Here is a 15,560-nt window from a genome sequence, read left to right as displayed (position 1 = left end):
CCCGGAGACGGGAGCGGCGGGCCCGTGGCTGTGACTGTGGCCATGCCCGTGCCCATGCCCATGCCCATGGTGGCCGTGGCCGTGATCGGACACGTTCCGCCGTCTGCGACCGCGCCCCTGTCCCCGCCCCTGTCCCCACCCCCGCCCGCGACCATGGCCGGATTCAGGCGGGGACGAGGGCGGCCGGGGCGGGGGAACGGCGTCGCTGGCGGTCATCGCCCGATCATCGCAAGCCCCCCTGGCACTCCGCCGCCGGGAGGCGCTAGCGTTGTGCCACCTTTGCAATCGCGGGAGCTCGGAGCACCGGGCTGAGAGGGCGCTGACCTCCGTACGATCGGTACGGAAGCCGCTGCGTCGACCGCTGAACCTGTTACCGGGTAATGCCGGCGTAGGGAGTTACGGTCTGATGACCACGCAGGACGCACGCACGTCTGCCGACCCGTCCACCAGCCGACCGACGACGGAAGGCACCGGGAAGATCGGCTGGCACAAGGACTACGTCACCGGCTCCCGCCCCGACCTCCGGGTCCCGGTGCGCCGGGTGCACCTGACCAACGGGCAGGACGTACAGCTGTACGACACGTCGGGCCCGTACACGGACCCGGACGTCGTCACGGACGTCCGCCGGGGCCTGCCGCCGCTGCGCGAGAACTGGATCGTCGGCCGCGGTGACACCGAGGAGTACGCGGGCCGGCCGATGCGCCCGGAGGACGACGGCATCAAGCACACGTCGCCGCGCGGCGGCCTGAAGAACCTCGACGCCGTCTTCCCCGGCCGCCCCCGCCAGCCCCGCAGGGGACGCTCCGGCGCGGCCGTGACGCAGCTCGCCTACGCGCGGCGCGGCGAGATCACCGCGGAGATGGAGTACGTCGCCCTCCGGGAGAACGTCTCCCCGGAGACCGTCCGCGAGGAGATCGCGGCCGGCCGGGCCGTTCTCCCGGCCAACGTGAACCACCCCGAGATCGAGCCGATGATCATCGGGAAGAAGTTCCTGGTCAAGGTGAACGCCAACATCGGCAACTCGGCCGTCACCTCCTCCATCGAGGAGGAGGTCGAGAAGATGACCTGGGCCACCCGCTGGGGCGCCGACACGGTGATGGACCTCTCCACCGGCCGCAACATCCACACCACCCGCGAGTGGGTGCTGCGCAACTCGCCCGTCCCCATCGGCACCGTGCCGCTCTACCAGGCGCTGGAGAAGGTGGACGGCAAGGCCGAGGAACTGACCTGGGAGATCTACAAGGACACGGTCATCGAGCAGGCCGAGCAGGGAGTGGACTACATGACCGTCCACGCCGGTGTCCTGCTGCGCTACGTCCCGCTGACCGCCCGCCGCAAGACCGGCATCGTCTCCCGGGGCGGCTCGATCATGGCCGCCTGGTGCCTGGCGCACCACAAGGAATCGTTCCTGTACGAGAACTTCGAGGAGCTCTGCGAGATCCTCGCGGCCTACGACGTCACCTACTCCCTCGGTGACGGCCTTCGCCCGGGCTCGATCGCGGACGCGAATGACGAGGCGCAGTTCGCCGAACTGCGCACCCTGGGCGAGCTCAACACGATCGCCAAGCGGCACAACGTGCAGACGATGATCGAGGGCCCGGGCCACGTCCCGATGCACAAGATCAAGGAGAACATCGACCTCCAGCAGGAGATCTGCGAGGAGGCGCCGTTCTACACCCTCGGCCCGCTGACGACGGACGTCGCCCCGGCGTACGACCACATCACCTCGGGCATCGGCGCGGCGATGATCGCCTGGTGGGGCACGGCGATGCTCTGCTACGTCACGCCGAAGGAGCACCTGGGCCTGCCCGACCGCGACGACGTGAAGACCGGCGTCATCACGTACAAGATCGCGGCCCACGCCGCCGACCTGGCCAAGGGCCATCCCGGCGCCCAGGAATGGGACGACGCCCTCTCCGACGCGCGCTTCGAGTTCCGCTGGGAGGACCAGTTCAACCTGGCCCTCGACCCGGACACCGCCCGCGCCTTCCACGACGAGACGCTGCCGGCCGAACCGGCGAAGACCGCGCACTTCTGTTCTATGTGCGGTCCCAAGTTCTGCTCGATGAAGATCTCCCAGGACATCCGCCGCGAGCACGGCGGCGACCTGGGGGCGACCGCCGGCGAGGCGGACATCGAGGCCGGGATGCGGGCCAAGTCGGAGGAGTTCGCCGCGTCCGGCAACCGGGTCTACCTGCCGCTCGCCGACTGAACGCGGCCGATCGTTCCTGGTGGGCAGGGCCGGGCGGAGCCGTCCGCCCTGTCCTGCCGAGGGGCTCTCAGTCGGTGTCCGTCGCCGCCAGGACGGCTATGCGGCGGCCGTCGGGGGAGAGGGCGGCGATGCCGTAGTCGGAGAAGCTGTCGTTGCTGAACCAGCGCGAGTCGGCCTCGAAGTGGAACCACGTGGTCTGCCGGGCGTGGTGCTCCACCTCTTCCGCGGTCGCGCCGGCCGGTGCGCCGCTCAGGCCCGACAGGGACTTCCACGCCCAGAGCCGGCCGTAGGCGCCCTGCGCTCCCGGGGCTTGGAAGCTCCCCATCGACGCGGTGGCGAAGAGCAGGGCCCAGACCTCCTCGACCGGGCGGACGGCGATCTCGAAGCGGCCCCCGGGGGCGAGGTCTTCGAGGCAGTGCATGGGCAGGGTCGGCAGCAGGGCGGGCACACGGTCGGGGGTGACGGGCTCGTCCGGCAGGAACAGCCAGGCTCCGCAGTCACCCCAGTCGCCGGCCTGCGCGGCGGCGACGATGGTCTCGTGCACCTCGACGGTGGCGACGTCACGGAGGGCCGACCGTTCGGCCGTGCGCGGCGTCGGCGGGTCCACCCGTCCCTCGGCCGGCATCCTGGTCGCCATCCTGGTGGCAGTACCGCTCATCGAGCGGTACGGGAAAGCGGCGCCGGCCTCGATGGCGCGGCGGCGCTCCGGGAGCCAGTTCAAGGGGTGCCAGTGGTGACGCGCGGGCGACCACGAACGCACGGGCGGGAACGCGTCGACGTCCACGCCGCGGAGCACCAGTTCGTGGAAGAGGCAGGTCCGCAGCTCGTCCAGCCGGTCCGGCTCGTCACCGGCGGGGCGAGCGTCGGAGAGAGCGGCCGCCAAGTCGTCGACCCGCTGGTGCTCCGCGAGGAGCGAGGCGATGTACGGCGCCCTGAGCTCGCGGCCCATGGTGTGGGGCGGCTCCTTCTCGTCGAGGAGACGCAGCAGCTGCGCCAGGCTGTCGCGGCCGGGCGTGAAGGCGAGCACCCGCACCAGGTGGGCCAGCCGCCTCTCGTTCCGCCGCGCCTCTTCGGAGGCGGCGGCATACCGGTCGGCCACCCGCACCCCCAGCTCGTACAGGAAGCGGGTGTCGCCTCGCGCGGCGCGCTGTTCGGCCTGGTCCCAAACGAGATCGCCGAGTTCGTCGTCCTGGGTGTTCTCCACGGCCCGTCACCCTACGCCGGGCGCGCTCACCGCTTCCCGGCGGATCTTCCACGGAATGGGCGGTTCTGTGGTTCGCCCCGAGACTGGCCGGATGAATGACATATCCCTGAGCAAGGGCGCGAACTGTGTGGTGCCCGTGTCCTCCGTGCATGCCGTGCTCAGCTGGAAGGCCGTGCCGGGAGCGCCGGACGTCGACGCCACGGCCCTGCTGCTCACCGCCGACGGCACGGTCCGCGGCGATGGCGACCTCGTCTTCTACAACCAGCCCCGGCACGCCTCGGGCGCCGTCGCCCACCACGGCAAGCGGTCCGGGACGGACGGCCTGGTCACCGACACCGTCGCGGTCGACCGTGACGGTCTCGAACCGGCCGTCGAACGGGTCGTCCTCTGCGCATCGGCCGACGGTGGGACGTTCGGCGACGTGACGGGGCTGACGCTGGAGCTGCGGGACGCGGCGACGGGCGCGGCGCTCGTCCGGTACGAGATGACCGGCGGCGCCGAAACCGCTTTCGTCTGCGGTGAGTTGTACGTACGGAACGACCGATGGAAGTTCCGGGCGGTCGGCCAGGGGTACGACACCGGACTGGCCGGCCTCGCGACGGACTTCGGCGTCACCGTGGGGGAAGAGCGGCCGGTGGCGTCTCCGGATGTCCCGGACAACTCGGATGTCTCGGATGTCTCGGACACTCCGGCCGTCGCGCCGCCCCCCGCCGCGCCCGCCGAGGAGCGCCTCCCCCTCGACATGCGCAAGCGCCTGGCGCTGCGCAAGGAGCAGGTGTCCGTCAGCCTGCGGAAGCGCGGGGCCGAAGGGACCCGGGCCCGGGTGGTCCTCGTCCTCGACGCGTCGGGGTCGATGTACGAGCTGTACCAATCCGGTGTGGTCGCCGAGGTGGTCGAGCGGATGGCCGCCGTCGCCGCCCAGTTGGACGCGGACGGCGCGATGCAGGCATGGGTCTTCTCCGACCGGCCGGCCCGGCTGCCCGACCTGCGCGTGGGCGAACTGCCCGAGTGGCTCACCCTGCACGTGCGCATGGACAACCCCTGGGACGAGGGCGACGGGGAGCGGCTCCCGGGGCAGATCGACATGTGGTCGCTCGGCGGCGGCAACGACGAGCCCAAGGTGATCGCCAAGGTCCGCGCGGACGCCCGGAAGGATGCCGCCGCCGAGCCGACCCTCGTGCTGTTCTTCTCCGACGGCGGCATCTACGAGAGCCGCAGGATCGAACGGGAGCTCAAGGGGGCCGCCAAGGAGCCGGTCTTCTGGCAGTTCGTGGGGCTGGGCCGGGCCGACTACGGGGTGCTGGAACGGTTCGACACCCTGCCGAACCGTTCCCTCGACAACGTCGGCTTCTTCGCCGTGGACGACATCACCACCGTTTCCGACGAGGAGCTCTACGACCGGCTGCTGTCCCAGTTCCCGGCCTGGATCGACGCGGCCCGGCGGGCCGGCGTGCTCGGACCGGACGTCCCCGGTCCGCGTCGCCGTCCTGCGCTGTGAGCCGTCCCGCACCGTGAGCCGTCCCGCACCGTGAGCCGTCCCACGTCGTAAGCCAGGCCGCGCCAGGAGCCGGCCGGTCCTCACTCCCGTCCGTCCGACCCCCCGAACTCCGGACCGGTGAAGTCCGGGCTGGTGAACCGCGGCCGGAGGTGGGGGCCCGGCTGCTCCTCGTGGCTGGAGAAGCCCGGGCTGGAGAAGCCGAGCCGCGGGGTGCGGCCCCGGGCCTCCCGCGGCCCCGGCACGTACGAGGAGTCGGGCTCCACGGGCGCGTCGGCCACGGGCGCGTCGGCCACGGCCGCGCGGAGGAAGGGCAGGACGCCGTCCCGGAGCAGCGCCTCGTGCCACGCGTCCCGGGCCCGGTCGGCCGCCAGCGCCGGCCGGTCCGGGCGGGAGGGGCCGGCGTCCGGCGCTCCGGTCCCGGGGGCGCCCGGGCGCCCGTTGCGCAACGCCGTGAGCAGCAGTGCGCCCATGGCGATCAGCGCGCCGGCGGCCGTCAGGCCGGCGAACCACCAACCGGCGGTCACCATCGGGCGGGCCACCGACGCCTCGGTGTCGACCGCCTCGAGCGCGTAGCCGATGAGGAGGAACAGGAACGCGGCGATCCCGGCGAGGACCGGGGCCAGCACGGTGAGCACCGCACCCGCGCCCGCCCCCGTTCTCGCGTCCGGCGCCGCGTGCGGGCGGTCCTGTCCGTCGTCGTCCTCGTGCCGGCCGCGTCCCGCGCCCACGGGCTCGGAACGGGCCGCGGCGGTACACCTGCGCAGTTCCTCACGCGCTCTGACGTAATTCCGGTATTCCGTCCGGGCGCACGCCGAAATGGCGTCCGTGGCCTCGACGGCCGCGGCCCGCAGCCGTTCCGTGTCGAGTCGCCGTCCTTCCACGGCGATCAGTTCTCTGATCTCCGGATCCCGGTCCGCCGAGCGCAGCGCCAGGTCCAGGACCCGTTCGAATTCCGGGCGGTCCTCGGCCAGCAGATGCGGAGCGCTGTTCATGTGCATCCCCCGATGCTCCGTAGGGGCCCTTGGCGCCGACGGCGCCTGCATGGGGCGGAAACGGAGGAGAGCCTGCTACGGATAAGCCGATGGTAGAGCCGCACCGGCGCGGGGTGACAGTGCGTTTCGCGAATTCCCCCGCGGCGGTGGGATCCCCAACCTGCCCATGAACCGGTCTGATAATCCTCAGTCGCCGAGCGGCAGTTGCACGACCAGCAGCTTTCCGGCCATGGTGACGCCGCCGTCCATGGCGAGCGCCAGCCCGTCCGCGTACAGGTGCGGCCCCTCGACGGCGGGGGCGCTCTCCTCACCGTCGTCGTCCTCGCCGGGGACCTCGCCGAGGAGGTACGGGATGGGGCTGTGGCCGTGCACCACGCGGCTGCCGCCGTAGGTCTCCAGCAGCTCGCGGGCGGCCATGGAGCCCGCCTCGTCGCGGAAGGCGAAGCGCTTGGTGAACTTGCGGAACAGGTCCCAGCACTCGTCGGGGTCGTTGCGCTGGAGCGCCTCGGTCACCGCGTCGTTGACGGCCTCGATGGAGTCGCCGTATTCCAGGTAGGCGGTGGTGTCGGAGTGGACGAGCAGGTGGCCGTCCTCGTGCGCCATCGCGTCGAGCCGCGACATCCACTGGAGGTGGTGGTCCTCCAGCCGCTCCATGTCGGTGCGCTGGCCGCCGTTGAGCAGCCAGGCGGCCTGGAAGGAGGCCGTGCCCGCGCCCGAGTTGACGGGGGTGTCGCCGAACCGCTTGGCGCCGATGAGCAGCAGCTCGTGGTTGCCCATGAGCGCCTTGCAGTAGCCGCCGGCCGCCGCGGCCTCCGCGGAGAGCCGCATGACGAGGTCGATGACGCCGACGCCGTCCGGGCCGCGGTCGGTGAAGTCGCCGAGGAACCACAGGCGGGTGTTGCCGGCCGCCCAGTGGCCGTGCTGGTCGACGATGCCCTGGGCGGCGAGCGCCGCGTACAGCTCGTCCAGGTACCCGTGCACGTCGCCGACGACGTACAGCGGGCCGGGACCGCCCGGGACGGGGTGGTGCTGCGGGGCGGTGATCGGGGTCAGCTCGACGGTCGGGACGTCGGCGGGCGCCTCGCCGTACGACGGCTGTGGCTGCCGGGGCTCGATGACCGGCAGGTCACGCGCGGTGGGCGTGTAGCCGTCGAGGTGCCCGGGGTCGTCCGCGCCGAGAGGGTTCACGTGATCTTCCCCGAGGTGAGAAGGGGGCAGCGGATGGGTGTATCCGGGCAGGGGAGGAGGAGCGGCGTAGCCCGGGTAGGGCGAGATCGCCTCCGCGGTCCGTCCCGCAGGTCCCTGTCCGGCCCCCTGAGCCATCGACCCCTCCACCGTCGCGCCGCAGTGCACCTTGTGGACCCTGCCTGGTCATGGCGGCCCGTGGTGTCGTGCGCCCATCATAGGAATGACCGTCGCGGCTTGTGACGCACCAGGGGCCGTCAATCGGGGACGGAACCCGGGATCGCCGGTGTTTTGCCGGGTATTGCCGGTTTCGTTCCCTCTTGTCGAGGTGCTCGTGTGTGGTGACACATAGAGGGAGCGGGGTTGACGCGTGGCCGCCGGACGAGCTGATTCAGCCCGTCCGGCGTTTGAGGGCAGCGCCCGCAGGGTGCTTCGGGGAGTGCGGGGGCGCAGCCCCCGCGAGAAACGGTGAAGGGGCGGGGCTGGGGCGACTTACTCCGGCCGCCGCGGCGCGCCGACCGCGGTGCGCGGCGGCACGGCCCTGACGGACGACGTCCGAATGATCAGCTCGGTGGATATGACCTGCTCCACGGGCCGTCCGTGATCAAGCCCCTCGATCGCGTCGATCAGAAGCTGCACGACCGCCGTACCGATCCGCCGCGGCTTGAGCGACAACGTGGTGATCGGCGGCTCGGTGGTGGCGTACACGGTGGACTCGCTGCAGCAGACGAGCAGCAGGTCGTCGGGCACCCGCAGCCCGTAGCGGCGGGCCGCGGCCAGCAGGTCGGTGCCGTTCGGGTCGAAGAGGCCGTACACCGCGTCGGGCCGGTCCGGGCGGGCGAGCAGCCGGTCGGCCGCCACCGCGCCGGCGCAGGGGTCGTGCGCGGGGTACTCCTCGTACACCGGGTCCTGCCCGCTCCGCTCGCACCAGTGCAGGTAGGCGTGGGTGGAGAGGCGGGTGTACGTGTCGGTGGACGTGCCGGTGAGCAGTCCGATGCGGCGGGCGCCGGCCGCGGCGAGGTGGTCCAGGATGCCCAGGACGGCCTGCTCGTGGTCGTTGTCCACCCAGGCCGTCACGGGCAGCGTGCCCGCGGGGCGGCCGTCGGAGACCACCGGGATGCCCTGGCGGACCAGCTCCGAGACGACGGGGTCGTGGTCGGACGGGTCGATCACCACCGTGCCGTCCAGGGCCACGTTGGACCAGACGTCGTGGCGCGATGTCGCCGGGAGGATCACCAGGGCGTAGCCGCGGGCGAGCGCGGCGGAGGTGGCGGCCCTGGCCATCTCGGCGAAGTAGGCGAACTCGGTGAAGGTGAAAGGTTCATCCCCGTACGTGGTCACGGTCAGGCCGATGAGGCCCGACTTGCCCGTGCGGAGGGTGCGGGCCGCCGCGGAGGGCCGGTAGCCCAGCCGGTCGGCGACCTCGCGGACGTGGCGGCGGGTCGCGTCCGGCAGCCGGCCCTTGCCGTTGAGCGCGTCGGAGACGGTCGTGATCGAGACACCGGCGGCGGCGGCGACATCTCGGATGCCGGCCCGTCCCTGCCGGGTGCCCCGCCGGGTGGTCTCCGACCGGCTCACCTGGTGCTTCCCTGCTGCTGTCATGGCGAGCCGATAGTAGGGCTCGGCCGGTGCCCTGGCGGGGGCCCACATTTTGGAGTTGACAGGTACGTTTCTGCATGCCGGATCACGGTCAATGACCATGGAAAACCAGGAGGTTGTCCCAGGTCACAGTGAACCGTTGGCCCCTGGCATATCTACGTCTGATGAAGGTGCCAGGTCTCGAAGAGGTCTCAACTCACCTTCACGGGGGACGCGCGCCACGGCGCCCGCCACGGCGCACGCTCATCGGACTGGCGCGCCCGCAGCTCTGGACGCCACCCGGGGCAATCCTCATAAGGTGTGCAGTATTCACGTGCACGCGGTGGTGCCACGTGGGCGCCGCCGGCCTGTGTGCCGGTCCGCGCGTCCCCGTGCCCCCGTGTGTTGACGAGTGCGGATTCCCGGGTGGCCGGATGCGCACGGGATGCGGAGGAGGACCCGCGGTGACCGAGAAGACCCCCAGGCTGCGTCCGGCCCTGGACGACGTCCCCACCTACAAGCCCGGCCGCCCGGCCGCGAAGGACGGACCGGTCGCCTACAAGCTGTCCGCCAACGAGAACCCGTACCCGCCGCTGCCCGGCGTGCTGGAGGGCGCGATGGCGGCCGTCGCGCAGCTGAACCGCTACCCGGACATGGCGTGCGCCGGGCTGATGGCCGAGCTCGCGGACCGCTTCGACGTGCCGGTCACCCACCTGGCGACCGGGACCGGTTCGGTCGGCATCGCCCAGCAGCTCGTCCAGGCCACCGCGGGCCCCGGCGACGAAGTGATCTTCCCCTGGCGCTCGTTCGAGGCGTACCCGATCGTCGTCCAGGTGGCCGGCGCCACCCCGGTGCCGGTCGCGCTGACCGCGGACGACCGGAACGACCTGGACGCGATGGCCGCAGCGGTCACCGACCGGACCCGGCTGATCTTCGTCTGCAACCCCAACAACCCCACCGGCACGGTGGTGCACACCGCGGAGCTGGAAGCCTTCCTGGACCGGGTGCCCGCCGACGTCCTGGTGGTGCTGGACGAGGCGTACATCGAGTTCATCCGGGACGCGGACGTGCCCAACGGCATCGACCTCTACCGGAACCGCCCCAACGTCTGCGTGCTGCGCACCTTCTCCAAGGCGTACGGCCTCGCGGGGCTGCGGGTCGGCTTCGCCATCGCGCACGAGCCGGTCGCGGCGGCGCTGCGGAAGACCGCGGTGCCGTTCGGCGTGCTGCAGGTGGCGCAGGAGGCCGCCATCCTCTCGCTGCGCAGCGAGAAGGAGCTGTGGGAGCGGGTGGACGCGCTGGTGGCCGAGCGGACCCGGGTGGTCGAGGGGCTGCTGGCGCAGGGGTGGCCGCTGACGGACACCCAGGCGAACTTCGTCTGGCTGAGGCTGGGCGAGCGCTCCGAGGCGTTCGCGGCGGCCTGTGAGCGGGCCGGCGTGATCGTGCGGCCGTTCCCGCCGGACGGGGTGCGGATCACGATTGGCGAGACCGACGCCAACACGATCTTCCTCAAGGTGGCGGGGGAGTTCCGCCGGGAGATGTCGCTCTAGGACACCGCCCCCCCGGCCCGCGTTCCGGCGCCGCGTACCCGACAGCGGGGTGCGCGGCGCTTTCGCGTTCCCGAGGGCCGGTCCGGAAGGGGGCTGTTGGGGCTCCCCAGGCGGTGATCCGCGGCCTGGAGAGCTCCGGCCGTCGGCCGCAAGGGCCGAAGGGGTACCCCCGCTGATTGTCCGAAAAGCGGGTGCGTCATAATTGCTTGTGAATGTGAACGCGTTCACAAGCTCGTCCTTTATGTGCCCTTTCACCCGGGCATAGCGGGGCGAAACGCCGACGGAGAGCGTCGGCGGAGCGTCGGCACGGGGTGCCGGTGACGCACGACGCAAGGAGGGACCGAGTGAACCTGGCTCTGGCGCCGGAGACGCTGGCGCGCTGGCAGTTCGGCATCACCACCGTCTACCACTTCCTCTTCGTCCCCCTCACGATCAGCCTGGCGGCGATCACCGCGGGCCTGGAGACGGCCTGGGTCCGCACCGGCAAGGAGAAGTACTTCCACGCCACCAAGTTCTGGGGGAAGCTCTTCCTGATCAACATCGCGATGGGGGTGGTCACCGGCATCGTGCAGGAGTTCCAGTTCGGCATGAACTGGTCGGACTACTCCCGCTTCGTCGGTGACGTCTTCGGGGCGCCGCTCGCCATGGAGGCGCTGCTGGCGTTCTTCTTCGAGTCCACCTTCATCGGTCTCTGGATCTTCGGCTGGGACAAGCTGCCCAAGAAGATCCACTGCGCCTGCATCTGGATCGTCGCCGTCGGCACGGTCCTGTCCTCGTACTTCATCCTGGCCGCCAACTCCTGGATGCAGCACCCCGTCGGCTACGCGGTCGACAAGGCGACCGGGAAGGCGCGGCTCACCGACATCTGGGCCGTCCTCACGCAGAACACCACCATGGTCGTGGTCTTCCACACCCTGACCGCCGCGTTCCTCACCGGCGCCGCCTTCATCGTCGGCATCTCCTCGTTCCACCTGTGGCGCGCCAAGCGCAAGCGACTCAAGGGCGAGGAGCTGGGCGACAAGCAGCGGAAGCAGCTGCCCGCCATGCTCACCTCGCTCCGCGTCGGCCTCGTCGTCGCGGTGATCGCCGGCCTGGGCACCGCGATCAGCGGCGACCAGCTGGGCAAGGTGATGTACGAGCAGCAGCCGATGAAGATGGCCGCGGCCGAGGCCCTGTGGGAGACGCAGGCGCCGGCGCCCTTCTCGGTCTTCGCGGTCGGCGACGTGTCCAAGGGGCACAACAGCGTCGAGATCGAGATACCCGGTGTGCTCTCCTTCCTCGCCCACAGCAACTTCACCGAGTCCGTCCCCGGCATCAAGGACACCGCCGCGAAGCAGGCGGCGCTCCACGGCGGCAAGCCGGAGGACTACATCCCCAGCATCTTCATGACCTTCTGGGGCTTCCGCCTCATGATCGGGTTCGGGATGACGTCCTTCGCCGCCGGTCTCGTCGGACTCTGGACCACGCGCAAGAAGTTCTGGCTGGCCCCCGAGTACCGGACCGGCGAGGACGAGATCCCGCGGCTGATGCTCACCAAGAACCGCGAGCTCGGCCCGTTCCTCACCAAGTGGTCCTGGCGGATCGGCATCCTGACCATGGGCTTCCCGCTGATCGCCAACTCCTTCGGCTGGATCTTCACCGAGATGGGCCGCCAGCCCTGGGCCGTCTACGGCCTGATGAAGACCGGCGACGCGGTCTCGCCGGGCGTCGGTCAGGGCATGGTGCTCACCTCCCTGCTGGTCTTCGTCGGGCTGTACGCGGTGCTGGCCGTGGTCGAGGTCAAGCTCCTCGCCAAGTACGCCAAGGCCGGCCCGGACACGGACGAGAAGCCCCCGGCCAAGGACCCCCGGCTGCGGTTCCCCTCCGGCGGGAGCGGCACGGGCGACCCCGCGGCCGCGGAGGCCGCCGAGGAAGCCGACAAGCCGATGACCTTCGCCTACTGACGCGGCCGGCGGAGAACGGAGAACCGACCATGCACCTCCACGACTTCTGGTTCCTGCTGATCGCCGTCCTGTGGATCGGCTACTTCTTCCTCGAGGGCTTCGACTTCGGCATCGGCGTGCTCACCAAGGCGCTGGCCAGGGACCGCGCCGAGCGGCGCGTCCTGATCAACACCATCGGCCCGGTCTGGGACGCCAACGAGGTGTGGCTGATCACCGCGGCGGGCGCCACGTTCGCCGCCTTCCCCGACTGGTACGCGACTCTCTTCAGCGGCTTCTACCTGCCGCTGCTCGCCGTCCTGGTCTGCCTGATCGTGCGCGGCGTCGCCTTCGAGTACCGCCACAAGCGCACCGGTGAGCGCTGGCAGCGCAACTGGGAACACGCCATCTTCTGGTGCTCGTTGATCCCCGCCTTCCTCTGGGGTGTCGCCTTCGCCAACATGGTGCGCGGCGTGCCGATCGGCCCCGACAAGAACTACACGGGCGGCCTCCTCGACCTGCTGAGCCCGTACGCGCTGCTGGGCGGCCTCCTCACGCTCGTCCTCTTCACCTTCCACGGGGCGCTGTTCGCCGCGCTGAAGACGGTCGGCGACATCCGTCACCGGGCGCGGGCCTTCGCCGGGGTGTCCGGCCTGGCCGCGGGCGTCCTCGCGGTGGCCTTCCTGGCCTGGACCCAGGCCGAGTCGGGGAACGGCCGCAGCCTGCCCGCGCTCGTCGTGGCCGTGGTGGCCCTGGCCGCCGCGCTGGTGGCGAACCGGCGCGGCCGGGAGGGCTGGGCGTTCGCCCTGTCCGGGCTGACCGTCGTGGCCGCCTTCGCCATGATCTTCCTGGCCCTCTTCCCGGACGTCATGCCCTCCTCCACCGACGCCCGGTGGAGCCTCACCGTCACCAACGCCGCCTCCAGCCCCTACACGTTGAAGATCATCTCCTGGGTCGCGGGCTTCATGACGCCCGTGGTCATGGCCTACCAGGCGTGGACGTACTGGGTGTTCCGCAAGCGGATCGGCACCCAGCACATCCCCGCGGCGCACTAGAGCACCGAGGACCGGCAGCTGATGAAGAGGACCGGCAGCCCATGAAGCCCGTCGACCCCCGCCTCCTCCGCCACGCGGCCGCCACCCGCCGCTTCCTGGCCGCCACCGTGCTGCTCGGACTCGTCGGGGCGGGCCTGGTCATCGCCCAGGCCATGCTGATCGCGGAGACCGTCACGGGCGCCTTCCAGCACGGCCGGTCGTCCGGCGACCTGGCCGTGCCCCTGGCCCTGCTGGCCGCGACCGCGGCCGGCCGGGCCCTGGTCGCCTGGCTCACCGAGCTCGCCGCGCACCGGGCGAGCGCCGCCGTCAAGTCCCGGCTGCGCACCCGGCTGCTCGGCCACGCGGCCCGGCTCGGCCCGGGCGCGGTGAACACCGGCGAGCTGACCACCCTGGCCACCCGGGGCGTCGACGCGCTGGACGACTACTTCGCCCGCTACCTCCCCCAGCTCGGCCTCGCCGCCGTGGTGCCCGTCGCCGTCCTCGCCCGTATCGCGACCGCCGACTGGCTCTCGGCCCTCGTCATCGTCCTCACCCTCCCCCTCGTCCCGCTGTTCATGGCCCTGATCGGCTGGGTCACCCAGTCCCGGATGGACCGCCAGTGGCGCCTGCTGGAACGGCTCTCCGGACACTTCCTCGACGTCGTCGCCGGCCTGCCCACGCTCAAGGTCTTCGGCCGGGCCAAGGCCCAGGCCGAGTCGATCCGCGCGATCACCTCGGACTACCGGCGCGCCACGCTGCGCACCCTGCGCATCGCCTTCCTCTCCTCCTTCGCCCTGGAACTGCTGTCCACCCTGTCGGTCGCCCTGGTCGCGGTCGGCATCGGCATGCGGCTCGTCCACGGCGAACTCGACCTCCACACCGGCCTGCTGGTGCTCGTCCTGGCCCCGGAGGCGTACCTCCCGCTGCGCCAGGTGGGCACCCACTACCACGCGGCGGCGGAGGGCCTGGCCGCCGCGGACCGCGTCTTCGCCGTGCTGGAGACCGCGCCGCCCGCGGCGGGCACCCGGCCGGCGCCCGACGCCCGCGGCGCGGTGCTCACGGTGGACCGGCTGGTGGTCCGCCACCCCGGCCGGGAGCGGCCCTCCCTGGCCGAGACCTCGTTCGAGGTGCGGCCCGGGGAGACGGTGGCCCTGACGGGCCCCAGCGGCGTCGGCAAGTCGACCCTGCTGAACGTGCTCCTCGGCTTCGAACGCCCCGCGGGCGGGCGGGTGTCGGTCGGCGGTACGGATCTGTCATCGCTCTCCCCCGAAAGCTGGCGGGACCAGGTGGCCTGGGTCCCGCAGCGGCCTCATCTCTTCGCCGGCACGGTCGCCGAGAACGTCCGGCTGGCACGCCCGGACGCCACCGACGCACAGGTACGCGAAGCACTCCGCGCCGCCGGTGCCCTCGACTTCGTCTCCATGCTGCACCACGGCACTGACACCTGCCTCGGCGAGGACGGTGCCGGTCTGTCGGCCGGTCAGCGCCAACGCCTGGCACTGGCCCGCGCGTTCCTCGCCGACCGGCCCGTCCTGCTGCTCGACGAGCCGACCGCGAACCTGGACGGCGAGACGGAGGCGGCCGTCGTCGAGGCCGTCCGCCGCCTCGCCGCCGGCCGGACCGTCCTGCTGGTCGTCCACCGGCCGGCGCTGCTGGCGGTGGCGGACCGGGTGGTGCGGCTGGAACGGGACGACGCGGTGGCGGGGGAGCCCGCCGGGCGGGCGGAGGCGGTGGTGGGGACGGAGCCGGAGGCGGCGCGCCCGGCCGGCTCCGCCGAGCCGGTGAGCGCCGTCCCCCTCGCCCCGTCCACGGCGCCCCCCACGGCCTCGGCCTCCTCCCCCCTCGCCCGCGTCCGCGCCGAAGGCCGCCCGTTCCGCCCCCGCTTCCTGCTCGCCCTCCTCCTCGGCAGCCTCGCGATCGGCAGTGCGACCGGCCTGATGGCGGTCTCCGGCTGGCTGATCTCGCGCGCGTCCCAACAGCCGCCCGTTCTCTACCTGATGGTCGCCGTCACCGCGACCCGCACCTTCGGCATCGGCCGTTCGGTCTTCCGCTATGCGGAGCGCCTGGTCTCGCACGACGCAGTGCTGCGCGCCCTCGCCGGACTGCGGGTCTCCGTCTACCGGCGGCTGGAGCGGCTGGCCCCCGCGGGGCTGCGGGACGTCCGCCGCGGCGACCTGCTGTCCCGGCTGGTCTCCGACGTGGACGCGCTCCAGGACTACTTCCTGCGCTGGCTGCTGCCGCTCGGCGCGGCCGCCCTCGTCGGCGCGGCGTCCGTGGGGTTCACCGCCTGGCTGCTGCCCGAGGCGGGCGCGGTGCTCGCCGCCGGCCTGCTGACCGCGGGCGTCGCCGTGCCGCTGGTGTCGGGCGCCGTGGCGCGCCGCGCGGAGC

General features: G+C 71.9%; 10 protein-coding genes. 6 read left to right on the top strand and 4 right to left on the bottom strand.

Translation table 11 applies throughout. From position 1 onward, the window contains the following. Window positions 1-406: 406 nt before the first annotated feature. Window positions 407-2,212, top strand: coding sequence for a phosphomethylpyrimidine synthase ThiC (thiC, locus tag JNW98_RS30915; protein WP_223771612.1), 1,806 nt, complete (start codon window positions 407-409; stop codon window positions 2,210-2,212). A gap of 67 nt (window positions 2,213-2,279) precedes the next feature. On the opposite strand, the gene JNW98_RS30910 is transcribed toward thiC, so the two are convergent. Beyond that, on the bottom strand, window positions 2,280-3,416 hold the full coding sequence (locus JNW98_RS30910) for a DUF6183 family protein (protein ID WP_223771611.1): 1,137 nt from the start codon (window positions 3,414-3,416) through the stop codon (window positions 2,280-2,282). A 91-nt stretch (window positions 3,417-3,507) separates the two neighbouring features. Between JNW98_RS30910 and JNW98_RS30905 the strand changes: the two genes are divergently transcribed. Continuing rightward, a complete protein-coding gene (locus tag JNW98_RS30905; protein WP_223771610.1) occupies window positions 3,508-4,914 on the top strand; it encodes a VWA domain-containing protein in 1,407 nt (468 codons plus the stop codon). An 80-nt stretch (window positions 4,915-4,994) separates the two neighbouring features. Here JNW98_RS30905 and JNW98_RS30900 read toward each other — a convergent pair whose 3' ends face one another. The 3 genes from JNW98_RS30900 to JNW98_RS30890 all read right to left on the bottom strand — a co-directional run bounded on the left by JNW98_RS30900 (window position 4,995) and on the right by JNW98_RS30890 (window position 8,693). Beyond that, window positions 4,995-5,912 carry a hypothetical protein gene (locus JNW98_RS30900; protein ID WP_223771609.1) on the bottom strand — a complete coding sequence of 306 codons (918 nt, stop codon included), beginning with the start codon at window positions 5,910-5,912 and terminating at the stop codon, window positions 4,995-4,997. 180 nt (window positions 5,913-6,092) lie between these two features. Further along, window positions 6,093-7,229 carry a metallophosphoesterase gene (locus JNW98_RS30895; protein ID WP_223771608.1) on the bottom strand — a complete coding sequence of 379 codons (1,137 nt, stop codon included), beginning with the start codon at window positions 7,227-7,229 and terminating at the stop codon, window positions 6,093-6,095. Between the two features lie 354 nt (window positions 7,230-7,583). Then, window positions 7,584-8,693, bottom strand: coding sequence for a LacI family DNA-binding transcriptional regulator (locus JNW98_RS30890; RefSeq protein ID WP_223771607.1), 1,110 nt, complete (start codon window positions 8,691-8,693; stop codon window positions 7,584-7,586). Window positions 8,694-9,133: 440 nt separating this feature from the next. On the opposite strand from JNW98_RS30890, the gene hisC reads away from it, so the two are divergent. The 4 genes from hisC to cydD form a co-directional block, all read left to right on the top strand. Then, window positions 9,134-10,219 (top strand): histidinol-phosphate transaminase, encoded by a 1,086-nt coding sequence (gene hisC / locus JNW98_RS30885; protein ID WP_223771606.1) that lies wholly within the window; start codon window positions 9,134-9,136, stop codon window positions 10,217-10,219. Window positions 10,220-10,563: 344 nt separating this feature from the next. Continuing rightward, a complete protein-coding gene (locus JNW98_RS30880; protein WP_223771605.1) occupies window positions 10,564-12,162 on the top strand; it encodes a cytochrome ubiquinol oxidase subunit I in 1,599 nt (532 codons plus the stop codon). A gap of 29 nt (window positions 12,163-12,191) precedes the next feature. Further along, window positions 12,192-13,193 carry a cytochrome d ubiquinol oxidase subunit II gene (gene cydB, locus JNW98_RS30875; RefSeq protein WP_223771604.1) on the top strand — a complete coding sequence of 334 codons (1,002 nt, stop codon included), beginning with the start codon at window positions 12,192-12,194 and terminating at the stop codon, window positions 13,191-13,193. A gap of 41 nt (window positions 13,194-13,234) precedes the next feature. Beyond that, a partial coding sequence (gene cydD / locus JNW98_RS30870) for a thiol reductant ABC exporter subunit CydD (RefSeq protein ID WP_223771603.1) occupies window positions 13,235-15,560 on the top strand: 2,326 nt, incomplete at its 3' end.

Source organism: Streptomyces huiliensis, assembly GCF_020037025.1.
Taxonomy (GTDB): Bacteria; Actinomycetota; Actinomycetes; order Streptomycetales; family Streptomycetaceae; genus Streptomyces; species Streptomyces huiliensis.
Note: the sequence above shows the minus strand (reverse complement) of the source record. Positions and strands in the feature narration are given on the sequence as shown.

Coding starts and splice junctions, on each gene's coding strand:
- JNW98_RS30900 (WP_223771609.1), bottom strand. CDS start 5,912: ATGCACATGAACAGCGCTCCGCATCTGCTGGCCGAGGACCGCCCGGAA.
- JNW98_RS30890 (WP_223771607.1), bottom strand. CDS start 8,693: ATGACAGCAGCAGGGAAGCACCAGGTGAGCCGGTCGGAGACCACCCGG.
- JNW98_RS30905 (WP_223771610.1), top strand. CDS start 3,508: ATGAATGACATATCCCTGAGCAAGGGCGCGAACTGTGTGGTGCCCGTG.
- thiC (WP_223771612.1), top strand. CDS start 407: ATGACCACGCAGGACGCACGCACGTCTGCCGACCCGTCCACCAGCCGA.
- cydB (WP_223771604.1), top strand. CDS start 12,192: ATGCACCTCCACGACTTCTGGTTCCTGCTGATCGCCGTCCTGTGGATC.
- JNW98_RS30895 (WP_223771608.1), bottom strand. CDS start 7,229: ATGGCTCAGGGGGCCGGACAGGGACCTGCGGGACGGACCGCGGAGGCG.